This is a genomic window from Brevundimonas olei (genome assembly GCF_037055245.1).
Lineage (GTDB): Bacteria > Pseudomonadota > Alphaproteobacteria > Caulobacterales > Caulobacteraceae > Brevundimonas > Brevundimonas olei.
Genome location: NZ_CP146369.1, coordinates 1,897,693 through 1,921,063, shown reverse-complemented (window position 1 = coordinate 1,921,063; position 23,371 = coordinate 1,897,693). Strand labels below are relative to the sequence as shown.

The window sequence follows — 23,371 nt, the reverse complement described above, 5'->3', positions numbered from 1 at the left end:
CATGGCCGCTGACGCGCCCGCCTATCAGACAGGCTTCGCCAACCACTTCGCGACGGAGGCGGTGGACGGCGCCCTGCCGGTCGGCCGCAACTCGCCGCAGCGCCCCGCGCTGGGCCTCTATGCCGAACAGCTGTCGGGCACGGCCTTCACCGCCCCGCGCGATCACAATCTGAGAAGCTGGCTCTATCGCCTGCGGCCCTCGGCCCAGCACGGGCCGTATCAGCCGTTCGCGCAGGGGAGGGTGCGCTCCGGTCCCTTCACCGAGACGCCGCCCAATCCCAACCGGATGCGCTGGGACCCGCTGCCCATGCCGGACCAGCCGACCGACTGGGTCGAGGGGCTGACGACCTATGGCGGCAACGGTTGCGCCGATTCCGGGACGGGGGTGGGCGTCCACCTCTATGTCGCCAATCGCTCGATGGTCGACCGCGTCTTCTATTCGGCCGACGGCGAACTGCTGATCGTGCCGCAGCAGGGCGCGCAGCGCTTCGTCACCGAGATGGGCGTGATCGAGGCGGCGCCGGGCCACGTGGTCGTCATCCCGCGCGGCGTGCGCTTCCGCGTCGAGGTGGACGGCCCCAATGGCGGCGAAGTGCGCGGCTATGTCTGCGAGAACTACGGCGCGCCCTTCCGCCTGCCGGACCTCGGCCCCATCGGCTCCAACGGCCTGGCCAATCCGCGCGATTTCGAGACGCCGGTCGCCGCCTTCGAGGACGTGGATCGTCCGACCGAGTGCGTTCAGAAATACGGCGGCCGGCTGTGGGCTGTGACCTTCGACCACAGCCCTCTGGACGTGGTCGCCTGGCACGGCAACTACGCCCCCTATCGCTATGACACGGCGCGGTTCAACACCATCGGCACGGTCAGCTTCGATCACCCGGACCCGTCCATCTTCACCGTCCTGACCTCGCCCAGCGACACGCCGGGCACGGCCAACTGCGACTTCGTCATCTTCCCGCCGCGCTGGATGGTGGCCGAGGACACCTTCCGTCCGCCGTGGTTCCACCGTAACGTCATGAGCGAGTTCATGGGGCTGATCTTCGGCGAATATGACGCCAAGGCGGGCGGCTTCGCTCCGGGGGGCGCTTCCTTGCACAACCGCATGAGCGGCCACGGCCCGGATCAGGCCAGTTGGGACGGCGCGACGAAGGCCGACCTGAAACCGCACAAGATCGAGAACACCCTGGCCTTCATGTTCGAGACGCGCATGCCGATCCGCACGACGCAATGGGCTGAACAGACGCCGTTGATGCAGCTCGACTACGACGACTGCTGGACCGGCTTCCAGAAAGGCCGCACGGCGTGAGGGGGACCGACGAAACCCACGATCCGGCGCGCGTCAGCTGGGTCGATAGCGCGAACGGCCACGCCGACTTCCCGATCCAGAATCTGCCGCTGGGCGTGTTCAGCCGTCCGGGCGAGGCGCCTCGCGGCGGCATGGCTATCGGCGAACGAATTCTGGATCTGGCCTCTGCGGCGCGTTCGGGTCTGTTCGACGGCGAGGCGCAGACCGCAGCAGAGGCGGCATCCGGCCCCGCGCTGAATCCGCTTCTGGCTCTGGCGCCGGCGCCGCGCTGCGCCCTGCGCCGGGCGGCCTCCGCCCTGTTGTCGGATACGGCTCGTCGCAGCGAGGTAGAAGTTCATCTGGTCGAGGCGTCCGATGCGATCATGCATCTGCCCGCAGCGATCGGCGACTACACCGATTTCTACGCGGGTGTTCACCACGCCATGAACGTCGGACGCCTGTTCCGGCCGGCCGACCCGTTGCTGCCGAACTACAAGCATGTGCCCATCGGCTATCACGGCCGGGCGTCCACCGTTGTGCCGTCGGGCCGGACCGTGCGCCGCCCGTCAGGTCAGACGCGGGCGCCGGATGCGTCGGCGCCGACCTTCGGACCGACGCAGCGGCTGGATCTGGAGCTTGAACTCGGCGTCTGGATCGCTCAGGGCAATCGGCTGGGAGAGCCGCTGTCGATCGCCGAGGCGGGATCGCGGATCGCCGGCCTGACCCTGCTGAACGACTGGTCGGCGCGCGATCTTCAGGCGTGGGAGTATCAACCGCTGGGACCCTTCCTGGCCAAGAGCTTCCTGACCACGGTGTCCCCCTGGATCGTCACTGCCGAAGCGCTGGAGCCGTTCCGCATCGCACAGCCGGCTCGGCCCGAAGGCGATCCGGCCCCCTTGCCCTATCTGTGGGACGAGGCGGATCAGGCGCACGGGGCCTTCGCGCTGGAGCTGGAGACGCTGATCCAGACCGAGGCCATGCGAAAGGCGGGCGTGGCTCCCCATCGCCTGGGCGTCGGTCCCGCGACCAATCTCTACTGGACCATGGCCCAATTGGTGACGCATCACGCCTCGAACGGCTGCGGCCTGAACCCCGGCGATCTTCTGGGCTCGGGCACCATCTCGACCCCTGACGATACGGGGATGGGCAGTCTTCTGGAGCTGACGCGCGGCGGCAAACAACCGGTCGTCCTGCCCAACGGCGAAAGCCGCACCTTCCTGGAGGACGGCGACGCCCTTCATCTGCGCGGTCGGGCCGTGCGCGAAGGCTTCGTCTCCATCGGCTTCGGGGAATGCGTCGGCGTGATCGAGCCTGAAACGGCTTAAGGCGGCCGCGCCTCAGCGTGCGTCTGCCGCAATCAAGGCGCGCACGTCGTCCGAAAAGGCGGCGGCCGTGTCGCCCAGATAGAGCATGTGCCCGGACTCATAGTCGCGAATGGTCGTCCTGTCGGCGGGCACGCCTGCCTGTCTTAGAGCGTCCTTGGCGGCGGCGGGGGTCGTGACCAGATCGAAATAGCCGCTGGCGACCAGGACGCGCAGGTCGCCGTTCCGGCGCATGGCCGTGGCCAGATCGGCGGCGAAGGACTGGCCCTCTGGCACGCCCGTCCGCTTCCAATTCCAGCCGAACAGCAGGTTGCGCCAGACGATGGCGCCGTAGGGGCGATCCATGCGCACCTTCAGGTCCTTCGCCAGCATCTGATGAAAGGCGGAGACAAATCCCGGCACATAGCGGCCCATGGCGGGGTCATCGGCCACGGGTTCGCCGCCGTCGCCCGCCAGCGGCAGGGTGTAGCGTCCGTCATAGAGCCCCACCGCCAGCCCTTGGTCCGCCAGCAGCAGTTGGGAGAAGGCGCGCGTCGACAGCACCAGAGTCTCGGGCCAGGCCTCGGCCGGCACGCCGGTATAGCGGATCAATCGAGCGACGACGGCGGCGCGTTCCGCTTGGCTCAGCGCGCCGGTGGCGGCCTTCTCGACGGCGTTCAGATAGTCGCCGGTGGCGAAGGCCGAGACCTCGGCGTCGAAATCGGCCAGGCTTCGCCCGCCGCGTTCGATCCGCCCGTGGCTCCAGGCCGTGGCCGCCATGGCCGGAAGGTTCAGCGCCGCCGCACGCGCGGGGCCGGGGCCTGCACCCTGGCCGTTGAGGCTGGACCCCAGCAGGATGATCCCGTTGATCGTGATGCCGCGCATGACCCCGGAATAGGTGGTCGGCCCGCCCATCAGAGCGCGGGGCAAAAGGGCGGCGCGGGCGCTGCCGTAGCTTTCGCCCATCAGGTACTTCGGCGCGTTCCAACGGCCGTTGGCGCTGAGCCACAGCTCGATGAACTGAGCGATGCTCTCAGCGTCCTGGTCGACGCCGTAGAAATCCTCAGGCTCGCCGACGCCGACGATGCGGCTGAAGCCGGTGCCGATGGGGTCGATGAAGACCAGGTCCGCCACGTCCAGCAGGCTATCCGGGTTGTCGACGACGCCGAAGGGCGGAACATTGCTGGGGTTGACCTCACGATCCAGTTGCACCCGGCGCGGGCCGACCACGCCCATGTGCAACCATAGCGAGGACGAGCCGGGGCCGCCGTTGAAGACGAAGATGACAGGGCGATCGGCGGGCGCGTCATCCTTCACATAGGCGAAGCTGAACAGGGCGGCGGTCGGCTGATCTCGACCATTGCGCAACAGGGTCTCGCCGGCGGTCGCCGTATAGGCGATGTGCTGACCCCGGATTTGCGTCTGGTGGCGGGTGACGAAGGGCGCGAGGGCGGTCACGCCGTCATGCGCCGCCGGCGCCTGCGGGATCGCCGTCGCGGCGGGCATGGCCGCCAGACAAAGGCTCGCGGCGAGGCCGCCGATCACCGCGCCTGCGGCGTTCCTGTATAGGCCCATGAACGTCCCAGCCTTCCCAAGCGGATCACCAGATCATTGTGCCGGGCGGACGCCGGACGTTCTTTGCAAAAGCATCGAGGCTGGCGGGGAGATTGCAAATGACATGCGCGCCTGAGGCAGGCGAAGCAGCTTCTATGCGTGGTACGCGCAGGTTGGTTCGAGTGATTGCGTTCCTGTTCAACACACTGAGTGATCTATGCGCAGAACCATGCCTGCAAGAGAGAACGGAGCGAGGCGCGCCCACCGACGCAGCGTGTTCGCATAACCCTGCCGACGGCATGACGCTAAGATTTCATTCCACGACTGGGGAGGTTGGCATGAGGCGGCGGACGGTGCGTTTGGGTCTGGCGGCGGGCATGGCGATGCTGGCGGCCATGGGGAGCGCCTACAGCGTCGCTCGAGCCGATGTCGCGAGCCTCTCAGAAACGCGAGCCGTCCCGGAGCACCCGGTCGAGACGCGCCACAGCGTGCAGGTCGACGGGCGAACCCTGGACTATGTCGCAGAGGTGGGGCGCATCGCCATCCGTGATGTCGAAACCGCTCAGGCGCGCGGCTACATGGGCTACATCGCCTATCGGGTCGAGGGCGTCGCGCCTCGTCCGGTGATTTTCGTCTGGAACGGCGGTCCCGGGTCGAACTCGACCATCCTGCATTTCGAAGTCGCCGGGCCGAGGCGGGGGGAGGGCGATCGCCTGGTCGAGAACCCCGAGACCTGGTTGGAGGATGCGGACCTCGTCTTCGTCGATCCCATCGGCACGGGTTTCAGCCGACCGGTCAGCGCCGAGGCGGCCGGAGAATTCTACGGCACGGTTGGCGACGTCGCTTCGGTCACGGAGTTCGTCCGCGCGTGGCTTCTGCAGCACGCTGCGGAAGAGCGGCCGGTCATCCTGGCGGGGGAAAGCTGGGGCGCGGGGCGCGCCGCAAGCGTCGGCTACAGGCTGATCCGGCAAGGCGTCCCGGTGAAGGGACTGGTCCTGATCTCCGGCGGTGACGGCCTGACGACCGAATATCTGCCCAGGCCCATGGCGACTGCGCTGCGTCCCATCGATCTGGCCCCTGTCGCCCTGTATCACCGCCGCCTCGATCCCGCCTTGGGCGCCGATGTCGAGACCGTGAGGGCGCGCGCCCGCGCCTGGATCGAGCAAACCTATCTGCCCGCCTTGCAGAGCCAGGACATGAGCGCAGTCGAACGGGCCGCGGTGGCGGTCGACCTGGCGCGTTTCACCGGCGTGCCGCTCGATTCCATCGACCTTGCGATGCTCAGCTTCACGCCGCGCCAGCATCTGCGCGGCCTGCTGGCGGATGCAGGTCGGACGCTGAACATCTTTGACATGCGCCTGACCGAAGAGCCGCGCTCCGACTTCCGCAAGGCTATCGACCGTTATCTGCGGCATGACCTGGGGTATCGGACGGATCTGCCCTACCTTGGCCTCCAGGCGGCGGAGGCCGGTTACGCGCCGTTTGATCGCTATCCTCAGAGCGTGGGCTCCCGTTGGAATTACGCCACCATCGACGCCACGCCGGAGCAGGTTGAGACAGCCATCCGCGAGGCGGTTCAGAAGGGCGGAGGCCCCCCGCGTATCGGACCGCCTTTGCCGGGCACCGAAGAAGCCGTGGCGCAGGAACCCGACCTGAGAGTGCTGGTCGCTTCGGGTCGCTATGATTCCCTGGCGAGTTGCGCCCGTGACGAGGCGCTGAAGCTTCGATTGCCGGAGCCCCTGGCGGCGGCGATGACGTATCGTTGTTACAACGGCGGTCATATGTTCTATCGGGACGAAGAGGCGCGGCGGCTTTTTCGTCAGGACCTCGCCGATATCGTCTCGTCCAGCCTGAACGACTGACGGGTTGAAAGCCGTTTGAAACCCGCAACGCCAGCAAGCGCTGGAACCTTCCGCCTGGTCGCGCATCCAATGTCTGGGGATGACTGCAGATGGCCAGGAGGACGGGCATGGACGGGTCACGGACCGAGGAGGCTGCAGGGCCGGACTTCAGCCGAGGCGTAGCGATCACGCAGGCGCCGCTGGACGGGTTTCTGGCGGGACATGTCAGCGGCGAGCCCGTTCTGCTGGTGCGGCGGACCGATGGTTTCTGGGCCGTAAGCGCGACCTGCACCCATTACGGCGGCCCCTTGAGCGAAGGCCTGGCGGTCGGCGATACGGTGCGCTGTCCCTGGCATCATGCCTGTTTTGACCTGCGTAGCGGCGAGGCGCTGGCCGCGCCCGCGATGAGTCCGCTGGACGCCTGGCGCGTCGAAATCGAAGGCGACCTGGTGTTCGTGCGCGCGAGAGAAAAGACGTCGCTGCCGACGACGCCCGCGCAGCCGGCGCATCCCGGGCGCATCGTGATTATCGGCGGGGGCGCGGCGGGGTTTGCAGCGGCGGAGATGCTGCGGCGGCGCGGCTATCAGGGAAGCCTCGCTCTCCTGAGCGCGGATGATGCGCCGCCATGCGACCGGCCCAATCTGTCGAAGGACTATCTGGCGGGAACAGCGCCCGAAGACTGGATTCCGCTGAAACCGCCGGAATTCTATGCCGAGCACGCTATCGACCTGCGCCTGGGTTTCGAAGTGGCCCGGGTGGATCTTCCGGCGCAGGAGGCGGTCGGGCCCAACGGCGAACGCATCGGCTATGACGCCCTGCTGTTGGCGACCGGAGCGGAACCGATCCGACTGAAAGGGCCGGACTTCGAGCGGAACAATGTTTACGTCCTGCGCTCGCTGGCCGACGCTCGGGCCATCATCGCGGCGACGCATCATGCTCGCTGCGTCGTGATCGTCGGGGCAAGCTTCATCGGACTGGAGGCCGCCGCATCGTTGCGGGCGCGGGGGCTGGAGGTGCATGTCGTCGCTCCGGAATCGACGCCGCTGGAACGCGTCATGGGGCAGGGGCTCGGCGCCTTCGTGCGGAACCTGCATGAACAACAGGGCGTGCGTTTTCACCTGGACGCCACGGCCGTGGCCTTTGACGGCGACAGGGTGACCCTGGCCGACGGGACGCGTCTGGATGCGGATTTCGTGGTGCTGGGGGTCGGCGTGCGGCCTCGGCTGCAACTGGCGATCGACGCCGGGCTGGCGGTCGACGGCGGGGTGATCGTCGATCGGATGATGCGCGCCAGCCATCCCGGCGTTTACGCCGCCGGGGACATCGCTCGCTATCCCGGGCGAGTTGCCGGCGAGGCCTGGCGCATCGAACACTGGGTCGTGGCCGAGCGTCAGGGGCAGGTCGCCGCCCTGAACATGCTGGGCGAGCCGACGGAGTTCATCGACGCTCCCTTCTTCTGGAGCCAGCACTACGATCAGGCGATCCGCTACGTCGGCCACGCGCAAGCCTGGGACGCCATTCGCCTCGACGGCTCAATCGAGAACGCTGACGCCACCGTCCGTTTCGAAGCCGGCGACCGTCTGCTCGCCGCCGCGACGCTCGGCCGTGATCTGGAGAGTTTGCGGATCGGCGAGGAGTTGAGAGGCTGAAGATGGCGATCTTGGGGATGGGCCGTGTCGGCGCGGATTGAAGATTACGCGCTGATCGGAGACTGCGAGACCGGAGCCTTGGTCTCAAGAACCGGCTCTGTGGATTGGCTGTGCTGGCCGCGCTTCGATTCCGGGGCCTGTTTCGCCGCGCTGTTGGGCGAGCCCCGCCACGGTCGATGGAAGATCGCGCCGACCGACCCGACGGCGCGGGTCACGCGCCGCTACGAGCCCGACACCCTGATCCTGGAAACGACGTTCGAGACCGAGACGGGGACGATCGCTCTCGTCGACTTCATGTCGTTACGCGGACGAGATTCGAACCTGATCCGCAGCGTCGTCGGCAAGACCGGGTTCGTCGAGATGGACATGGAGTTGATCCTTCGCTTCGGATACGGCGCGACGCTGCCCTGGGTGACCCGAGGCGATGACGGCGCCCTGAAGGCGGTCGCTGGTCCGGACATGGTCATCCTGCGCACGCCGGCGCCGATCCGCGGCGAAGGCCTGTCGACAGTGGCGCGCTTCACCATCAGCGCGGGCGAAACCATGCCTTTCGTCCTGACCTACGGCCCGTCCCATCGGCCGGTCCCCAGGGCCGTTGATCCCGAGGCCGCCCTGCAGGCCACGCGAAGCTTCTGGTCGCGCTGGGCGGTGCGGGGCAAGGTCAAAGGCCCCTATGCACAGCCTATCCAACGCTCGCTGCTGACGCTCAAGGCCCTGACCTATGCTCCGACCGGCGGATTGGTCGCGGCCCCGACGACCTCCCTGCCGGAGGCCTTGGGCGGGACGAGAAACTGGGACTATCGCTATTGCTGGATTCGTGACGCCACCCTGACCTTGCTGGCGCTGATGAACGCCGAGCATTTCACGGAAGCCGGCGCCTGGGTCCGATGGCTTCAGCGCGCTGTGGCCGGCGCGCCCGACGAGATGCAGATCATGTACGGCCTCGCCGGAGAGAGGCGGCTGATGGAATGGGGCGCCGACTGGCTGCCGGGATATGAGGCCGCCGCGCCGGTTCGGATCGGCAATGCGGCGCACCAGCAGTTCCAGCTCGACGTCTACGGCGAGCTGATGGACGCCTTTCATCAAGCGCGACGCTGGGGCTTGGTCGAGGACAGCAGTTGGGCGTTGGAACGCGCAGTGGTCGCTCACGTCGCCAAGGTCTGGGATCAGCCGGACGAAGGCATATGGGAGGTGCGCTCCGGGCCTCATGACTTCACCTTCTCCAAGATCATGGCCTGGGTCGTGATGGATCGGGCCGTCAGGGCGGTGGAGGATCATGGGCTCGACGGGCCGGTCGGCGAATGGCGCGCTCTGCGTCAGACCATCAAGACGTCGGTGTTCCAGAACGGCTTAGACGCCGCGACCGGGGCGTTCAAACGGGCCTATGACGATCCCAGTCCTGACGCCAGCCTGTTGCTGATCGGCGATCTGGGCTTCGTAGCCCATGATGATCCGTGCTTCGCCGCTACGGTCGCCGCCGTCGAGCGAGAATTGCTGACGCCCGAGGGTTTCGTCAGGCGCTATGACAGCTTCCGCGTGCACGACGGTCTGCCCCCTGGCGAAGGGGCCTTTCTCCCTTGCAGCTTCTGGCTGGCCGACGCCTACGTCATGCTCGGCCGGATCGACGACGCGAGGTGTCTGTTCGAGCGCCTGCTCGGGCTGTGCAACGACGTCGGCCTGTTGTCCGAGGAGTATGATACGGGGGCCGGGCGGCTGGTCGGCAATTTCCCGCAGGCCTTCTCACACGTCGGCCTGTTGAATACGGCGCAGAACCTGACGCGAAGCGCCAAGCCCAGTCTTCAGCGCGCGGGGCGACGCACGGCGTCATGATCGTGAGGGTGTGGAGCCGGCGGGCAGGACGAACCGCCTGACCGCATGGGCGAACCCGTCGTTCTCATTGCTGTCGGTCACGACGTCGGCCTTTGCCTTGACCGCCTCGCTGGCGTTGCCCATGGCGATGGACAGGCCGCTCTTGCTGAACATCATCACATCCGTAGGCATGTCGCCGATGGCCGCGACCTGCTCGGGCGCGATGTTCAGTCGCCGGGCCAGGGCGAGCACGACGGCGCCCTTGTTGGCCTGAGGATGAGTCACATCGAGGAAGTGCGGTTCCGAACGAGCCGCGCTGACCCGATCGCCAAGCCTATGGCGAACCGCCGTCTCGCAGCGGGCGACCAGAGGCAGGTCATCGGAGACGCCGACGATCTTCAGGGCCTGGCCCAGATCATCGTCGCTGAAGTCGCTCACGACCTTGGCGTCAAACTGCAGGATCCAGGCCTCGCGCGCCACATGCGGTCCATGAGGGTTGCGGACCAGCCAGTCCTTTTCCGTGTAGAGCCAGACGTCCAGCCCCTGATCGCGCAGCAGGTGCACGGTCGCCCTGGCCGTCTCGACGCCGATCATATGACGCCGGATCACGGACAGATCGGGCCGCACGTAAAGCCCGCCATTGAAGCCGATCAGAACGCCCTGCAAGGCCAAGGGCCGGATCAGCATCCGCATACCGCGCGGCGGCCGGGCGCTGGTCAACGCCAGGGCGATCCCCGCAGCGGCCAAGTCTCGCGACGCCTGCATCGCAGCCTCGGTCAGAACCTTTTCCCGTGTGACCAGGGTGCCGTCCACATCCGCCAGCAACAGGCGTATGTCCGGGCGGTCCCTCATGGTTGAGGCGACGGCGACATGGGGTCGATCGCCTCGGCGCCTTCGATGTGCCCTCCAAAGCCGAAGCGCATGGCGGACAGCATGCGCTCGGCAAAGGTATGATCCTTGCGTGAACGGAAGCGCGCATAGAGGGCGGTGGACAGCACGTCCACCGGGGCGGCTTCCTCGATAGCCGCCTCCACGGTCCAGCGACCCTCGCCGGAATCCTGGACGTATCCCGAATAGTCGCTGAGCTGGCCGTCCTTGACCAGGGCGGCTGCCCCCAGGTCGAGCAACCAGGAGGCGATGACGCTGCCCCGCCGCCATACCTCGGCGATCTCCGCCAGGTTCAAGGTGTAGCGCTCGTCTTCGGGAAGGTCCTCGGAGTTCTTGTTGCGCAGGATGTTGAATCCTTCGGCATAGGCCTGCATCAGGCCGTACTCGATGCCGTTGTGCACCATCTTGACGAAGTGTCCGGCGCCCGTCGGGCCCGCATGGATATAGCCGCGCTCGGCCGTCGAAGGCTGGCCGTCGCGCCCTGGCGTGCGGGGGATGTGGCCGAAACCCGGGGCCAGGGCGGCGAAGATCGGATCGAGACGGGCGACGGCTTCCGGCGGGCCGCCGATCATCATGCTGTAGCCGCGATCCAGGCCCCAGATCCCGCCCGAAGTGCCGCAATCGACATAGGCCACGCCCTTGTCGGCCAGTGCTTTGGCCCGGCGAATGTCGTCCTTGTAGAAGCTGTTGCCGCCGTCGATGATGGCATCGCCGGGCGCGAGCAGGTCGCGCAACTGCTGAACGGTGTCCTCAGTGGCCTGACCGGCGGGCAGCATCAGCCACACCGCGCGGGGCTTCTGCAGCTTCTCGACCAGATCCGTTAGAGAGACGGCGGCCGTGGCGCCCTCGCTCGCCAGGATGTCGCGCGCCTTGGCGTCCAGGGCGTAGACGACGCAATCGTGACCTGCGGCCATCAGGCGACGGGTCATGGCGCCGCCCATGCGGCCCAGTCCGACCATGGCGATCTGCATGACGGCCTTCCTTCTCTACGAGCGGCGCGGATTTGCGAGATGGACGTCGCGCCGGCGGGCGAGGGCGACGAACAGCTTGTCAAAGGCGTCGGTGAACTGGCGAACGCCGTCGACTACCAGTGCGTCGGTGGCGGCCTGCATCGACACGCCGTGCTGCTCCAGGGCGATGAGCAGGGCGCGGGCATCGTCCACGCCGCGCTCGATGGCGTCGGGGACGACGACCCCGTGATCGCGGAAGGCGTCCAGGGTCGCCGGGGGCAGGGTGTCGACGGTGTCGCGACCGATCACCGCCTCGGCATAAAGGGTGTCCTTGTAGGCCGGGTTCTTGGTGCTGGTGGAAGCCCATAGCAGGCGCTGGGTCCGCGCGCCGGCGGCGGCCAGAGTCTGCCAGCGAGGACTGGAGAACAGGGCCTGGTAGCGATTGTAGGCCAGGGTGGCGCTGGCGATGGCGGCCTGGCCGCGCAGCCCGTCCGCCAGAGCCTTGTCCTCCAGCGCGTCCAGTCGCTTGTCGACCTCGGTGTCGATCCGGCTGAGGAAGAAGCTGGCCACGCTGGCGATGCGCGACAGGTCGCCGCCCGCCTGTCGCCATTGTTCGAGGCCGGAGAGGTAGGCTTCGACCACCTGTTCATAGACCGCCAGGGAGAACAGCAGGGTGATGTTGATGTTCAGACCGCGCCCGGTCAGTTCGCGGATCGCGGGGATGCCCGCCGGGGTCGCCGGAACCTTGATCATGACATTGGGTCGGTCGATCGCCTGATGCAGACGCATGGCTTCGACGATGGTGGCCTGGGTGTCATCCGCCAGATAGGGCGAGCATTCCAGGCTGATGTAGCCGTCTCGCCCCTCCGTCCTGTCGAAGACCGGACGCAGGACCGCCGCCGCCGCCTGAATGTCGGCGATGGCCAGGTGTTCGTAGATGTCCGAAACGCTGTGGTCGCCCTTGGCCAGGAAGGCGCTGATCGCCTCGGCGTACTCGTCGGTCCCCGCGATGGCTTTCTCGAAAATCGAGGGGTTGGAGGTGACGCCCTTTAGGCCGTCGTCGTCGATCAGGGCCTTCAAGCCGCCGTCCTGGATCAGACTGCGCTTCAGATAGTCGAGCCAGATCGCCTGACCGCAGGCTTCGAGCTGTCGGAGCGGTGTCATACGCCCTGTCCCTTTGCTGTGATCAACTGAGCCTTGGCGGCTTCAAACACGGCGTCCGCCGTAAAGCCGAACCGGGCCATCAGATCGTCGGCCGGCGCCGAGGCGCCGAAACTTCTCATGCCGATCCGTGCGCCCGCGGACCCGACATAGCGGTCCCAACCGATCACCGCGCCGGCCTCGACCGAAACGCGCGCCATGACGCCGGGCGGCAGGACGCTGTCGCGATAGGCCAGGTCCTGTTGCTCGAACAGTTCCCAGGACGGCATGCTGACGACTCGAGCGTCGACGCCCTGTTGTGTCAGCCTCTTGAACGCCGCCACGCAGACGGCGACCTCGCTGCCGGCGCCGATCAGGATCACCTCCGGATCGTCGGCCCGAGAGCCCGCCATGACATAGGCGCCGCGCGCCAGCCCCTGGGCGGAGGCGTAAAGGGTGCGATCGAACGTCGGCAGGGCTCGGCGGCTGAGCACCAGACAGACGGGCTGGTCCTTGAGGGTCCCGATGACGCGCCAGGCCTCCACGACTTCATTGGCGTCGGCGGGACGAAGCACGATCAGGTTCGGGATGGCGCGCAGGCCGACCAGTTGCTCAATGGACTGGTGGGTCGGCCCGTCTTCGCCCAGGCCGATGGAGTCGTGGGTATAGATGTAGATGACCGGCAGCCGCATCAGGGCGGCCAGGCGGATCGACGGCTTCATGTAGTCGGAGAAGATCAGGAAGCTGGAGCCGTAGGCGCGAAGTCCGGACAGGGCCATGCCGCTGAGCACGGCTCCCATGGCGTGCTCGCGAATTCCGAAATGCAGGTTGCGGCCAGCATAGGCGCCGACCTCGAAGTCGCCCGCCGCCTCGAATGTCAGATTGGTCTTGGTCGAGGGCGACAGATCCGCCGAGCCGCCTACCAGCCAGGGATAGTGCGCGGCGACAGCGTTGAGCGCCTGGGCCGACGACGCTCGACTGGCCAGGCCCTTGGCGTCGGCGGGGAAGACGGGGAGGGCGGCGTCCCAGCCTCGCGGCGCCTCGCCCCTGGCCATCTGGTCCAACTGAGCCGCCAGATCGGGATGCTGGACGCGATAGGCGTCATAACTTTCCCCCCATGCCGTTCGCGCCGCTCGTCCGCGCCGGCCGACGCCTGCGTCGAAATGGGCGCGCACACCGTCGGGAATCAGGAAATGCGCGTCTTCGGGCCAACCGTAGCGACGCTTGGCCAGACGGACTTCTTCCTCGCCCAGGGGTTCGCCGTGCGCCGCGCTGGTGTCCTGCTTATGCGGCGCGCCATAGCCGATATGACTGTTGACGATAATCAGGGTCGGCGTGCTGTCGTGCTCGCGAAAGGCTTGCAAGGCCTCGGCCATGCGCTCCACGTCATTGGCGTCGCCGACATGGAGCACGTTCCAGCCATAGGCCAGGAAGCGCGCCGCCACGTCCTCCGTGAACGTCAGGTCCGTGTGACCCTCGATGGTGATGGTGTTGCAGTCATAGATCCAGCAGAGGTTGCCCAGCATCAGATGACCGGCGATCGAGGCCGCCTCGCTGCTGACGCCCTCCATCAGGTCGCCGTCGCTGCACAGCACATAGACGTCATGGTCGAAGATGGTGAAGCCGGGCCGGTTGAAATGCGTGGACAGCCAGCGTTCGGCGATGGCCATGCCCACGCTGGTTCCGCAGCCCTGACCCAGCGGTCCAGTGGTCGTCTCCACTCCAGTCGTATGGCCGTATTCGGGATGGCCGGGACATCGGCTGTCCAGTTGCCGAAAGGCCTTGATGTCGTCGAGCGAGACGGACGGGGTGTCGAGGCGTTCGTGATCCGGGCCGCACTGTCGGACTCCGGTCAGATGCAGGATCGAATAGAGAAGCATCGAGGCGTGACCGTTGGAAAGCACGAAGCGGTCGCGGTTCAGCCAGAGCGGGTCCGTGGGATCGTAACGCAGGACGCGCTGCCACAAGGTGTAGATGACCGGCGCCAGGGCCATCGGCGTGCCGGGATGCCCGGATTCCGCCTTCTGCACGGCGTCCATCGACAAGGTGCGTATGGTGTCGATGCAGAGCTGATCGATTGAAGCCGTGTTCGGCTTCAATATCTCTTCGGCGACGGTCATGACATTCTGTCTCGCCTGATTGCGATGCGGACGCCCCCGATCGAAACTCGTGAGAGAAGGCGAGGTTGCACCGTTCCCGGCCGATCGGATGAGAGCCGTGGGAACCTTTGGATGCGGCCTGCCGTTGGCCGACAGGCCGAGGGGATCGCCATGAGGCAAGGGCAGGAGGTCGAGGATGGGCGATAGGGGAGCCGAACAATTCCGGGTCGGGGACCGAGTGAGCTGGAACTCGGAAGCCGGTCGCGTCAGCGGCACGATCATTCGAGTCCACACCCAGGACGTCGACTACAAAGGCCACATCCACCACGCCCGTCCGTCCGAACCTCAGTACGAGATCAAGAGCAGCAAGACAGATCACATCGCCCTTCATCGCGGCGCGGTCCTGACGCGCCTGAACGACTGACGCTGAGGATGGCCGAAGATTTCCGGCGGCCCTTTTTCACGATCGGCCATTCCACGCGTTCCATTGAGGAAATGGCGGAGCTGCTTCGCGACGCCGGAGCTGAAATCGTCGTCGATGTCCGCAAGATGCCGCGCTCGCGCGCCAATCCGCAGTTCAATACCGACGTCCTGCCGCAGGCGTTGGAACCGTGGGGGATCGGCTATCGTCACCTCGCGGCGCTGGGCGGCCTGCGCGGGCGTGAACGTCAATGGTCTGCGTCGCCGAACACCCTGTGGCGCAACCGGAGTTTTCGGAACTACGCCGACTACGCCTGACGACTGCGTTCCGGCTCGGCCTTGTCGAACTGCTCGAGCTGGGTCGACGACGAACCTGCGCCGTCATGTGTTCGGAAGCGCTCTGGTGGCGATGTCACCGTCGGATCATCGCTGACTATCTGCTCGCTGACGGGGCCGAGGTCTTCCACATCATGGGGTCCGGCCAGACGACTACCGCCACCCCGACGCCCGGCGTCAGGCGGGTCGCCGACGGGTTGATCTATCAAGAGCCCGGCGACGAGCATCAAGGTATGACCGAGGGGATTCCGACCTAATCCAGCGTTGTGCGCGAGCGCCACAGCGCCAAGGTCGAGATGATCAGGACAAACAGTCCCAGCGCCAACAGGTTCGGTCCCATGTCTGAGAGGGTCTGCTGCTTGAGGAGGGCGCCGCGCACGATCCTCAGGAAATGCGTGATCGGCAGGACATTGCCGATGTACTGGGCCCAGACAGGCAGGCCGTAGAAGGGGAAGGCGAAACCCGACAGGAAGATCGACGGCATCATGTAGAAAAAGGACATCTGCATGGCCTGCAGTTGGCTCTTGGCAAGGGTCGAGATCAGATAGCCGAGCGCCAGATTGCCCAGGATGAACAGGCTGACCCCGAAGGTCAGGGCGATCCAGCCCGCCGCAGTCTGCGCCATAGGCACGCTGAACAGAACGCGAGCGACGACCAGGATGACGGCGGTCTGGACGATGCCGACCAGGACATAGGGCGTCAGCTTGCCGACCATGATCTCTATCGGCGTGGCTGGGGTGGAAAGCAGCGCCTCCATGGTGCCGCGCTCGCGTTCTCGGGTCACGGCCATGGCGGTCATCATCACCAGCGTCATGGACAGGATGACGCCCAGCAGGCCGGGCACGATGTTGTAGGCGGTGATGTTCTCGGGATTATAGAGACGGCGCGTCACCACCTCGAACGGCGGAGAGGTCGAGGGTCTGGCCGCAGCGCCGATCAACTGCCGATCAAGCGCATTGTCGGGCAGGGCGGCGACGGCGCCCAATGCGCTGGCGGCCGACACAGGATCGGAGGCGTCCACTTCGACCAGGACCTGAGCCTGGTCGCCTTTCAGCACCCGTTCGGTGAAGTCGGGCGGAATGGTCAGGCCCAGCATGACCTGGCCGCGTCGCAGCAGGGCGTCCATCTCATCGGTCGAGCGGGGCAGGTAGCGCACATCGACGTAGCTGGTGCGCTCCATCGCCGAGACCACAGCGTTGGCGGTCGCGCTGTGGTCGCTGGAGAAGACAGCCGCCGGCAGATGCCGAGGGTCCATGTTGATGGCGTAGCCGAACAGCAGCAACTGCACGAGCGGCATCAGCAGGATCATGGCGTAGGTGATCCGGTCCCGGCTGAGCTGGGTGAATTCCTTGGTCAGGACCGCATAGATTCGCAGCAAGGCGCCGGTCATGCGTCATGTCCTTCCTGGACGCTTTCCGTCTCGCGGCTCATCAGTTGGATGAAGACGTCCTCCAGGGACGGCTTGACCTCGGTCCAGCGATAAGGGGCCTGACGATAGGGAGCCAGGGCCTGCTCCAGCGCGGCGCGGTCTACGCCGCTGACATGAACCGCCGCGCCGAAGGCCGAGGCGCTGACCACGCCGGCCTGGGTCGCCAGACGGTGGGCCAGGTGGTCGATATCGGGGCCTTCGCCGTTGAAGGTGATCAGGTTCGAGCGGTCTATGATCTCTTCGCCCGTCCCGCGCGCGATCAGTTCGCCATGCAGGATGTAGCCGATATCATGGCAACGCTCGGCCTCATCCATGTAGTGGGTCGACACGAGGACGGTCAGACCCTCTGCGGCGAGGGCGTGAATCTCATCCCAGAATTCGCGCCTGGCCTTGGGATCGACTCCGGCCGTCGGCTCATCCAGCAACAGGAGCTTCGGCTCGTGCAGGGTCGCGGCGGCGAGAGCCAGCCGCTGTTTCCAGCCGCCGGACAGGGCGCCCGCCAACTGGTCGCGGCGCTCGGCCAGGCCCAGTCGCTTCAGCGCCCGATCCACGCGGTCGGCGCGATCATCAAGACCATAGACGCGTGCGACGAAGACCAAGTTCTCGTTGATGGTCATGTCGTCGTACAGTGAGAACCGCTGGGTCATGTAGCCAGTTTGACGCTTGATCCGGCTGCTCTCGGTTCGGAAGTTGAGCCCCAGGACCTCGCCTTCGCCGCTATCCGGGGTCAGCAGGCCGCACAGCAGGCGCAGCGTGGTCGTCTTGCCTGAGCCGTTCGGGCCGAGAAAGCCCGTGATCCGCCCCTCGTCCACGGCGATGGAGACGTCGCGCACCACACGTTTGTCGCCGAACGACTTGTTCAGACCTCTGACGTCGATGACCCGGCTCATCGGCGAGCGGGGGGAGTTTTCAGGGGCGTGACGTCGATTGGCTGGCCTGGCGTCAGCGCGCGCGGGGCTGAGGGCGCAGCTTCCACCAGGAAGACCAGCTTGTCGCGCGCAGTCAGGCTGTAGATGATCGGGGGCGTGTATTCCGGGCGGCTGGCGACGTAGTTGACGCGCGCCGTCATGCCCGAAGCGCAGCCGTCGCAGGCGATGGCGACCGTGACGCCCGGCGGATAGGCGCTCACCACGGCCTGGGGCACATAGAAGCGCACCTTGACCTGATCGTCGGGGACCAGGCTGATGATCGGCGCATTGGCGGCGGCCCATTCGCCGGCTTGATACATGACATCCTCGACCCGCGCGGCGATCGGGGCGACGGGCGAGAGCTGGCTGAGCTGGCGGCGGGCGTCGACCACCCCCGCCTGGCTGCCCTGAATGGCGGCGCGGCTGGCGGCGATGCGGGCGGCGGCGGCGTCCACGTCGGTTCGGGCGGCGTCTCTGCGCCGCTGGGCGCCGGCGGCAGCGGTTCGGGCCTGGTCGAGTTGCTGGCCCGCGACCGATCCCGTCTTTTCTTGCTCCGCCGCGAGATAGCGGGCCAGGTCGGAGCCCGTACGGTCCACGTCCACGTCAGCCGCGGCCAGATCGGCGCGAGCCTTGTTCAGAGCGGCGACGTCGGCCTCCAGTTGCGCCTGCCCCTGATCGACCTGGGCGATCGCCTGATCGGCGCGCGCGCCCAGGGATGTAGGATCGATGCGGAAAAGGGGGGCGCCGGCCTCGACACGCTGACCGCGCACGACGTTCAGGGTGTCCACCACACCCGCCACGGGGGCGGACATGTAGAGGTTCTGGCTCACGACATAGCCGGTAAACATCGGGGTGTCTGACGACCGCCGATCGGACAGGCTCCAGACCAGCAGGGTGCAGGCTGCGCCTCCAACAACCAGGCCGATGACAAGAGGGCGGCGTGCGATGCGTCGACGGCGTTGTGCAGTGTCGGCCATCTAGAGCCCTCCCGCATCGGCGATGCGACGGTCGTCCCAACCGCCGCCGAGCGCCTTGAAAAGCGCCACCACGTCCAGATCGACCGCCCCCTGCGCCTGGATGCGTGCGTCGGAGGCGTCCAGGAAGGAGGCGCGCGCCGCCAGCAGGTCCAGCGCGGTCGCCAGTCCTGCGTTCTGTTGAGCCTGAAGGGTCGTCCATTGGTCGCGAGCGGCGGATTCGGCGGCTCTGATTTGCTCCTCTCGGACGCGGTCGGCCTCCAGCCGGCTCAAGGCGTCCTCGACGTCCTTCAGCGCGATCAGCACCGCGCCCTGATAGGAGAGAAGAGCTTCCTGCGCCTGGGTCTGACGCAGGTCCACCGTCGCGCGCCGCCGTCCGCCGTCGAACAGCGGGAGCATGAGAGCGGCGCCCGCCGTGGGTTGCAGGCTGTCGGACGAGATCAGCGTGCTGAGAGAGCTCGAGACCAGATGGATCGCGCCGGTCAGGCTGATCGAAGGATACAGGTCGGCGACAGCCACGCCGATCTCGGCGGTGGCGGCGGCGAGGTTTCGTTCGGCCGCCCGGACATCCGGCCGTCGCCGCAACAGATCCGACGGTAGGCCGACCGGAATGACGGCGGGCGCGGTCGGCGCGGCCTGGGTCTCGGCCAGATCGTTGATCAGCGCCCTAGGCGGCCGGGCCAGAAGGACCGCCAGGGCGTGCGCCTGCGCGGTGCGCTGGGCGACGAGATCCTCGCGCGCGGCGGTGATGGATGCTCTGTCGCGTTCGGCGGTGCGTTCATCTAGAGTCGACGTCAGGCCATGGCGTCGGCGGATTTGATGGAAAAGCAGGGCGTCGTCTCGCACTTCTTGAAGCGCGTCGGCCACGGCGATGCGCTGATCCAGGGCGCGATAGTCCAGATAGGCCCGCGCGACTTCAGCCGTCAGGATGATTTCGGCGTCACGCCGGCTCCAGACCGCCGATGCTGTGCGAGCATCCGCCGTCTCCAGCGCCCGTCGACCGGCCCCGAACAGGTCCAGCTCCCACGAGGCGTCGAAACCGGTCTGGTAGGTCTCGAACGCCGTCCCCGGCGCGCCGATCGGTTCGGAACCCGGAGTCCCTGACTCGCCCAGAAGCGCGGCGATGGAGGTGGTCTTGCTAAGCCGGGTGTAGCCGCCCTGTGCGTCGGCCGAGATGGTGGGCGCGGTGGCGGCTCCGACGATGCGCGCCTGGTGTCGGGCTTCCTCGACCCGCAGCGCCGCCTGATGCAAATCCAGGTTGGAGGCCCGCGCCTCGTCGACCAGGCGATCCAGCATGGGATCGTGGAACGTTCGCCACCAGGCAGGGGCGGGCTGACCGGTAGGCTCGCCGTGCGAGAAGGCCGCAGGCGTCGCCAGGGTCGGTTCGCTGTAGTTCGGGCCAGCCATGCAGGCCGCCAACAACACGGAAAGCATGGCCGGCGCAGCGAGACGAGCGGCGAGGGTCTCCGAACCCATGCGCGGCGCTGTCTTCGTCATCCTCGGCCCCTCAGCATCATGTCGACGCCTGATCCAAGCTGTACGGCTACGGAGTTATAACGTCGCTTCCAGCGCAATGGTCGCATCGCGCCCGCGAAGAGGCAGAATTTGTTACGCGATCTATCTGGCGGACTTCCTATAAGCGAACCGGACATTCTGGATATGGGGATGTGGCGGTGCTGTCCGTCGTAAGTGAAAGTCTCCAGTGGGTGCAGGAAAGCCGGAGGAGGGTGAATCTCTGGGGTGACGCCGGTTCGGCGGCCGATGATTTTCAAGCGAGGCCAGCCGCCGTGTCTTGAGATGTATTGTTTATGATGCAAGGTGCTTTCCCGCCATCAGGGAGGAAGACTTGCCGCATGCTCTTGTCACAGGCGCTGCTCGAGGGATCGGGCTGGCGTTGACCGAAGCCCTGGCAGAGCGAGGTTGGGCGGTGACGGCGACCTGCCGCGCGCCGGACGAGGCCGCAGCATTGCAGGCTCTTGGCGCCGCCCATTCCGAGTTGATCCAGATCGCGCCTTTGGACGTGGCGGACCTTGAGGCGGCGGAGAGACTGGCCGCTCGTATCGAGGCGCCGATCGACGCCCTGGTGAACAATGCGGGGATCGCCTGGCGGGACACCCGCTTCGGCGCCCTGGACTACGAGGCCTGGCGGCGGGTGATGGAGGTCAATCTGATGGCGCCCATGCGCGTGGCCGAAGCCTTCATCGAACAGGTCGCCGCCAGCGAGCACAGGAAGATCGTCTCAATCTCCAGCAGTCTGGGCTCCATCGCGGCGACGACGGGCGGCAACTACTTCTACCGGACCAGCAAGGCGGCGCTGAACATGGCCATGCGCAGTCTGGCCAAGGATCTGGCGCCGCGCGGCGTGACGGTCGCCCTGCTCAGTCCCGGCTATGTCGATACCGACTTCACCCGCCCTGTCGTCGGCGGTCCGCCCAAGATTTCGGCGCGCGATAGCGGCCAGGGCCTGGCGGACGCGATCATCGGCCTGACGACCGAGGACTCGGGCCGTTTCAAACGCTTCAACGGCCAATTGGTGGACTGGTAGCGTCCAGCGCGCTCAGGAAGGACAGGACGGCGTCGCGCCAGACTTCGGGCGACTCCAGCGCCGTCGCCGGGCCTGCAGGCAGGACGGCGCCGCGCCAGTCGGGCCTGCATTTCAGCAGCCGGGAACCATGAGAGTGAATGGCGTCGCCGCGACTGGACAGCACCAGCGTCGGGGCGGAGATGGCGTCGACGGCGCTGGCCATGTCCCAGGCATAGGCGGCGGCATGACCGTGATCGGCGCTCGCGTCGTTCACGTGATGGGCGATGATGGCGAGGTGCAGTCCGGCGACGGACAGGTCGGGGTCCGCCATCCCCCGCATGAAGCGCCAACGCGACGTGAAATGGCCGCCGCCCTCTTCGGGCGCATGGGCGTGATGGGGCAGGGCCAGGCGTTGAGCGCGTTCTGCGGCAGTGTAGAAGGGCGGGTTGTCGAGGATCAGGCCGCTTGTCCTGTCAGGTCGGGCGGCGGCGAAGGCGGCGGCGATCAGCGCCCCGGTGTGATGTCCCGCGATCACGGCGTCCTGAACGTCGAGGCTGTCGAACACGACGGCCATGTTCTCGGCATAGTCGCCAATGGCCGGTGAAGCGGACGGGCGATCGGAGAGGCCATAGCCCGGCGTATCGGGCGCGATGACGCGCCAGCCCGTCTGCGCCAGCAGGGGCGCCAGACGGTGGAACTGAACTCCGCTCCACGGCGTCTGGTGCAGCAGAAACAGGGAGCGACCGAAGCCCCACTCGCGCAGGTGGACCTGCCCCCAGAGACCGTCGACGTAGCGGCGGCGCCCGCTGGTCCAGGCGGAGATCATGTTCGGGAGGTCAACGGGATGAGGCTCTGGCCCAACAGGCGTCCGAACGTCAGGGCGGGCGTCGCCATCATGCCTCCGCAGACGGCGCGTCCCATGGTCTGGCTGGCGCCCAGCAGTTCGCCGGCGGCCCACAGCCCCGGTATGGCCGAGCCGTCCGGGCGGATCACTTGAAGCTGGTCGTTTACAGCCAGGCCGACCGCGCTGCTGACCGCCGCGCCCTGCACCCGTATGGCGTAGAAGGGGCCTTGCGCGATCGGGAGAGGCAGATGGCGGCGGCCCAGGAAGTCGTTGCCGGAATGGACGCCGTAGTTATAGCCGCGCACGGCGCGCATGAGGCCGTCGGCGTCGATGCCCGCCGCCGAGGCCAATTTTCTCAGATCTTCCGCCTTGTAGAAGAAGGGACGCTTTTCCAAGAACAGGGCACGGATTTCGTCGGCGTTGAAGCCGGCGATGAACGGCGGCGCTTCCGTTAGGATCCGTTCGTCGAACACGACCCAATAGCGTTGGTCCGGTTGCTCGAGCAGGGCGTTTTCGCGTGCATCGACCGACTCCATGTCTTCGCGCACAAAGCGGTCGCCATGGGCGTTGACGTAGATCTCCCACGGCAGGCGGCGCTGGGGATAGGTGTTCAACCGGCCGACCATGCCGGGGCGCGGCCCCTCGCTGTCCAGCAGGAATCCGAAGTTGATGAAGAAATTCTCGCGGCCGCGCAGCCATCCGCCGACGCTGCAGCCCAACCGGTGCCCGACGCCCTGCGAATAGGCATAGGGCAGGTTGGTGTAGAGCGGGACGTCATTCATGGCCTGATAGACTTCGGGCGAGGCGGAATATCCGCCCGTCGCCAGCACGGTCTGGACGGCCTTGAAATGATGTTCGACGCCGCGGGCGTCGCGGGTCGTAACCCCGGTCACGGCGCCGCCGGGGTCGGTCGTCAAAGTCAACGCTTCATGGCCCAGCCGCAGGCTGATCCGGCCGTCCGAGACGGCCTGCTCGATACGCGGGATCAGGACATCGCGCAGCGAGGCGCCGCCGTTTCGGCCCCAGTAGTAGCGCGCTCTGGAATAGGGTTCATGGCCGACGCCCTCGACCGGGCAGGCGGGATCGACGTCGAAGCCCTGATCCATCAGCCAGTCGAAGGTCTCGGCGGCGTTCCATACCGCCAGCCGCACCAATGCCTCGTTCGCCGTGCCTCGACTCAGGCGCATGACATCGTCGAAATGCGCCTGGGCGTCGTCCTCGATCCCCTTGTCGCGTTGCAGGCGCGTGCCCGCCGCGCTCAACTGGCCGTTGGCGACCCAGAGTGTTCCGCCCAGCACATCGGCATGGTCGATCAACAGGACGCGGGACGTACGTTCCGCCGCGAAGATGGCTGCGGCCATACCGGCGGCGCCGCCGCCGACGATGATGAGGTCCCAGGGCGCGGTCTCGGCGCTCATGA

At 66.8% G+C, this 23,371-nt stretch carries 20 protein-coding genes; 9 read left to right on the top strand and 11 right to left on the bottom strand.

What is annotated here, in order from left to right; all coding sequences use genetic code 11:
• The first annotated feature begins 1 nt into the window (after position 1).
• Both hmgA and fahA read left to right on the top strand, forming a co-directional pair.
• Entirely contained in the window at positions 2-1,306 is a 1,305-nt protein-coding gene (gene hmgA, locus V8J38_RS09160; RefSeq protein ID WP_338575157.1) for a homogentisate 1,2-dioxygenase, read from the top strand.
• Positions 1,303-2,610 carry a fumarylacetoacetase gene (gene fahA / locus V8J38_RS09155; protein ID WP_338575156.1) on the top strand — a complete coding sequence of 436 codons (1,308 nt, stop codon included), beginning with the start codon at positions 1,303-1,305 and terminating at the stop codon, positions 2,608-2,610. The genes hmgA and fahA overlap by 4 nt, the downstream gene beginning before the upstream one ends.
• Before the next feature lie 12 nt (positions 2,611-2,622).
• Here the strand turns inward: fahA and V8J38_RS09150 are convergent, their stop codons facing one another.
• Positions 2,623-4,161, bottom strand: a complete 1,539-nt coding sequence (locus V8J38_RS09150) for a S10 family peptidase (RefSeq protein WP_338575154.1) — start codon at positions 4,159-4,161, stop codon at positions 2,623-2,625.
• 317 nt (positions 4,162-4,478) lie between these two features.
• Between V8J38_RS09150 and V8J38_RS09145 the strand changes: the two genes are divergently transcribed.
• From V8J38_RS09145 to V8J38_RS09135, 3 genes are all read left to right on the top strand, one after another.
• Complete coding sequence (locus V8J38_RS09145; RefSeq protein ID WP_338575153.1) at positions 4,479-6,002, top strand: S10 family serine carboxypeptidase-like protein; 1,524 nt, start codon at positions 4,479-4,481, stop codon at positions 6,000-6,002.
• Positions 6,003-6,109: 107 nt separating this feature from the next.
• Positions 6,110-7,630: an FAD-dependent oxidoreductase gene (locus V8J38_RS09140; protein ID WP_338575152.1), complete on the top strand. Its 1,521-nt coding sequence runs from the start codon at positions 6,110-6,112 to the stop codon at positions 7,628-7,630.
• A gap of 24 nt (positions 7,631-7,654) precedes the next feature.
• Positions 7,655-9,460, top strand: a complete 1,806-nt coding sequence (locus V8J38_RS09135) for a glycoside hydrolase family 15 protein (RefSeq protein ID WP_422388290.1) — start codon at positions 7,655-7,657, stop codon at positions 9,458-9,460.
• Here the strand turns inward: V8J38_RS09135 and V8J38_RS09130 are convergent.
• Genes V8J38_RS09130 through tkt form a run of 4 tightly spaced genes read right to left on the bottom strand, consistent with a single transcriptional unit; the run spans position 9,455 to position 14,537 of the window.
• Positions 9,455-10,291, bottom strand: coding sequence for a Cof-type HAD-IIB family hydrolase (locus V8J38_RS09130; RefSeq protein WP_338575148.1), 837 nt, complete (start codon positions 10,289-10,291; stop codon positions 9,455-9,457). The genes V8J38_RS09135 and V8J38_RS09130 overlap by 6 nt on opposite strands.
• A complete protein-coding gene (gene gnd / locus V8J38_RS09125; RefSeq protein WP_338575146.1) occupies positions 10,288-11,298 on the bottom strand; it encodes a phosphogluconate dehydrogenase (NAD(+)-dependent, decarboxylating) in 1,011 nt (336 codons plus the stop codon). Before gnd ends, V8J38_RS09130 begins: the two co-directional genes overlap by 4 nt.
• Positions 11,299-11,313: 15 nt before the next feature.
• A complete protein-coding gene (gene tal, locus V8J38_RS09120; RefSeq protein ID WP_338575144.1) occupies positions 11,314-12,441 on the bottom strand; it encodes a transaldolase in 1,128 nt (375 codons plus the stop codon).
• Complete coding sequence (tkt, locus tag V8J38_RS09115) at positions 12,438-14,537, bottom strand: transketolase (RefSeq protein ID WP_338575142.1); 2,100 nt, start codon at positions 14,535-14,537, stop codon at positions 12,438-12,440. Before tkt ends, tal begins: the two co-directional genes overlap by 4 nt.
• A 175-nt stretch (positions 14,538-14,712) precedes the next feature.
• Between tkt and V8J38_RS09110 the strand changes: the two genes are divergently transcribed.
• The 3 genes from V8J38_RS09110 to V8J38_RS16950 are packed head-to-tail and all read left to right on the top strand — an operon-like array spanning position 14,713 to position 15,529.
• Positions 14,713-14,940 (top strand): DUF2945 domain-containing protein, encoded by a 228-nt coding sequence (locus V8J38_RS09110; RefSeq protein WP_338575140.1) that lies wholly within the window; start codon positions 14,713-14,715, stop codon positions 14,938-14,940.
• A gap of 8 nt (positions 14,941-14,948) precedes the next feature.
• Entirely contained in the window at positions 14,949-15,254 is a 306-nt protein-coding gene (locus V8J38_RS09105; RefSeq protein WP_338575138.1) for a DUF488 domain-containing protein, read from the top strand.
• Positions 15,188-15,529 carry a DUF488 family protein gene (locus V8J38_RS16950; protein WP_422388289.1) on the top strand — a complete coding sequence of 114 codons (342 nt, stop codon included), beginning with the start codon at positions 15,188-15,190 and terminating at the stop codon, positions 15,527-15,529. Before V8J38_RS09105 ends, V8J38_RS16950 begins: the two co-directional genes overlap by 67 nt.
• Here the strand turns inward: V8J38_RS16950 and V8J38_RS09095 are convergent.
• Genes V8J38_RS09095 through V8J38_RS09080 form a run of 4 tightly spaced genes read right to left on the bottom strand, consistent with a single transcriptional unit; the run spans position 15,526 to position 20,080 of the window.
• The gene (locus V8J38_RS09095) at positions 15,526-16,662 is read right to left on the bottom strand and encodes an ABC transporter permease (protein ID WP_338575134.1); all 1,137 of its coding nucleotides are present in this window, start codon (positions 16,660-16,662) and stop codon (positions 15,526-15,528) included. The genes V8J38_RS16950 and V8J38_RS09095 overlap by 4 nt on opposite strands.
• Positions 16,659-17,591, bottom strand: a complete 933-nt coding sequence (locus V8J38_RS09090) for an ABC transporter ATP-binding protein (RefSeq protein ID WP_338575133.1) — start codon at positions 17,589-17,591, stop codon at positions 16,659-16,661. The genes V8J38_RS09095 and V8J38_RS09090 overlap by 4 nt, the downstream gene beginning before the upstream one ends.
• The gene (locus V8J38_RS09085; protein ID WP_338575131.1) at positions 17,588-18,586 is read right to left on the bottom strand and encodes an HlyD family secretion protein; all 999 of its coding nucleotides are present in this window, start codon (positions 18,584-18,586) and stop codon (positions 17,588-17,590) included. Before V8J38_RS09085 ends, V8J38_RS09090 begins: the two co-directional genes overlap by 4 nt.
• A complete protein-coding gene (locus V8J38_RS09080) occupies positions 18,587-20,080 on the bottom strand; it encodes an efflux transporter outer membrane subunit (protein ID WP_338575129.1) in 1,494 nt (497 codons plus the stop codon).
• Positions 20,081-20,375: 295 nt separating this feature from the next.
• Here V8J38_RS09080 and V8J38_RS09075 point away from each other — a divergent pair, with 295 nt between their 5' ends.
• Positions 20,376-21,128: an SDR family oxidoreductase gene (locus V8J38_RS09075; protein WP_422388288.1), complete on the top strand. Its 753-nt coding sequence runs from the start codon at positions 20,376-20,378 to the stop codon at positions 21,126-21,128.
• Here the strand turns inward: V8J38_RS09075 and V8J38_RS09070 are convergent.
• Together V8J38_RS09070 and V8J38_RS09065 are read right to left on the bottom strand one after the other, a co-directional pair.
• The gene (locus tag V8J38_RS09070) at positions 21,103-21,933 is read right to left on the bottom strand and encodes an alpha/beta hydrolase (protein WP_338575124.1); all 831 of its coding nucleotides are present in this window, start codon (positions 21,931-21,933) and stop codon (positions 21,103-21,105) included. The genes V8J38_RS09075 and V8J38_RS09070 overlap by 26 nt on opposite strands.
• Positions 21,930-23,369: an FAD-dependent oxidoreductase gene (locus V8J38_RS09065; RefSeq protein WP_338575121.1), complete on the bottom strand. Its 1,440-nt coding sequence runs from the start codon at positions 23,367-23,369 to the stop codon at positions 21,930-21,932. The genes V8J38_RS09070 and V8J38_RS09065 overlap by 4 nt, the downstream gene beginning before the upstream one ends.
• Positions 23,370-23,371: the final 2 nt, after the last annotated feature.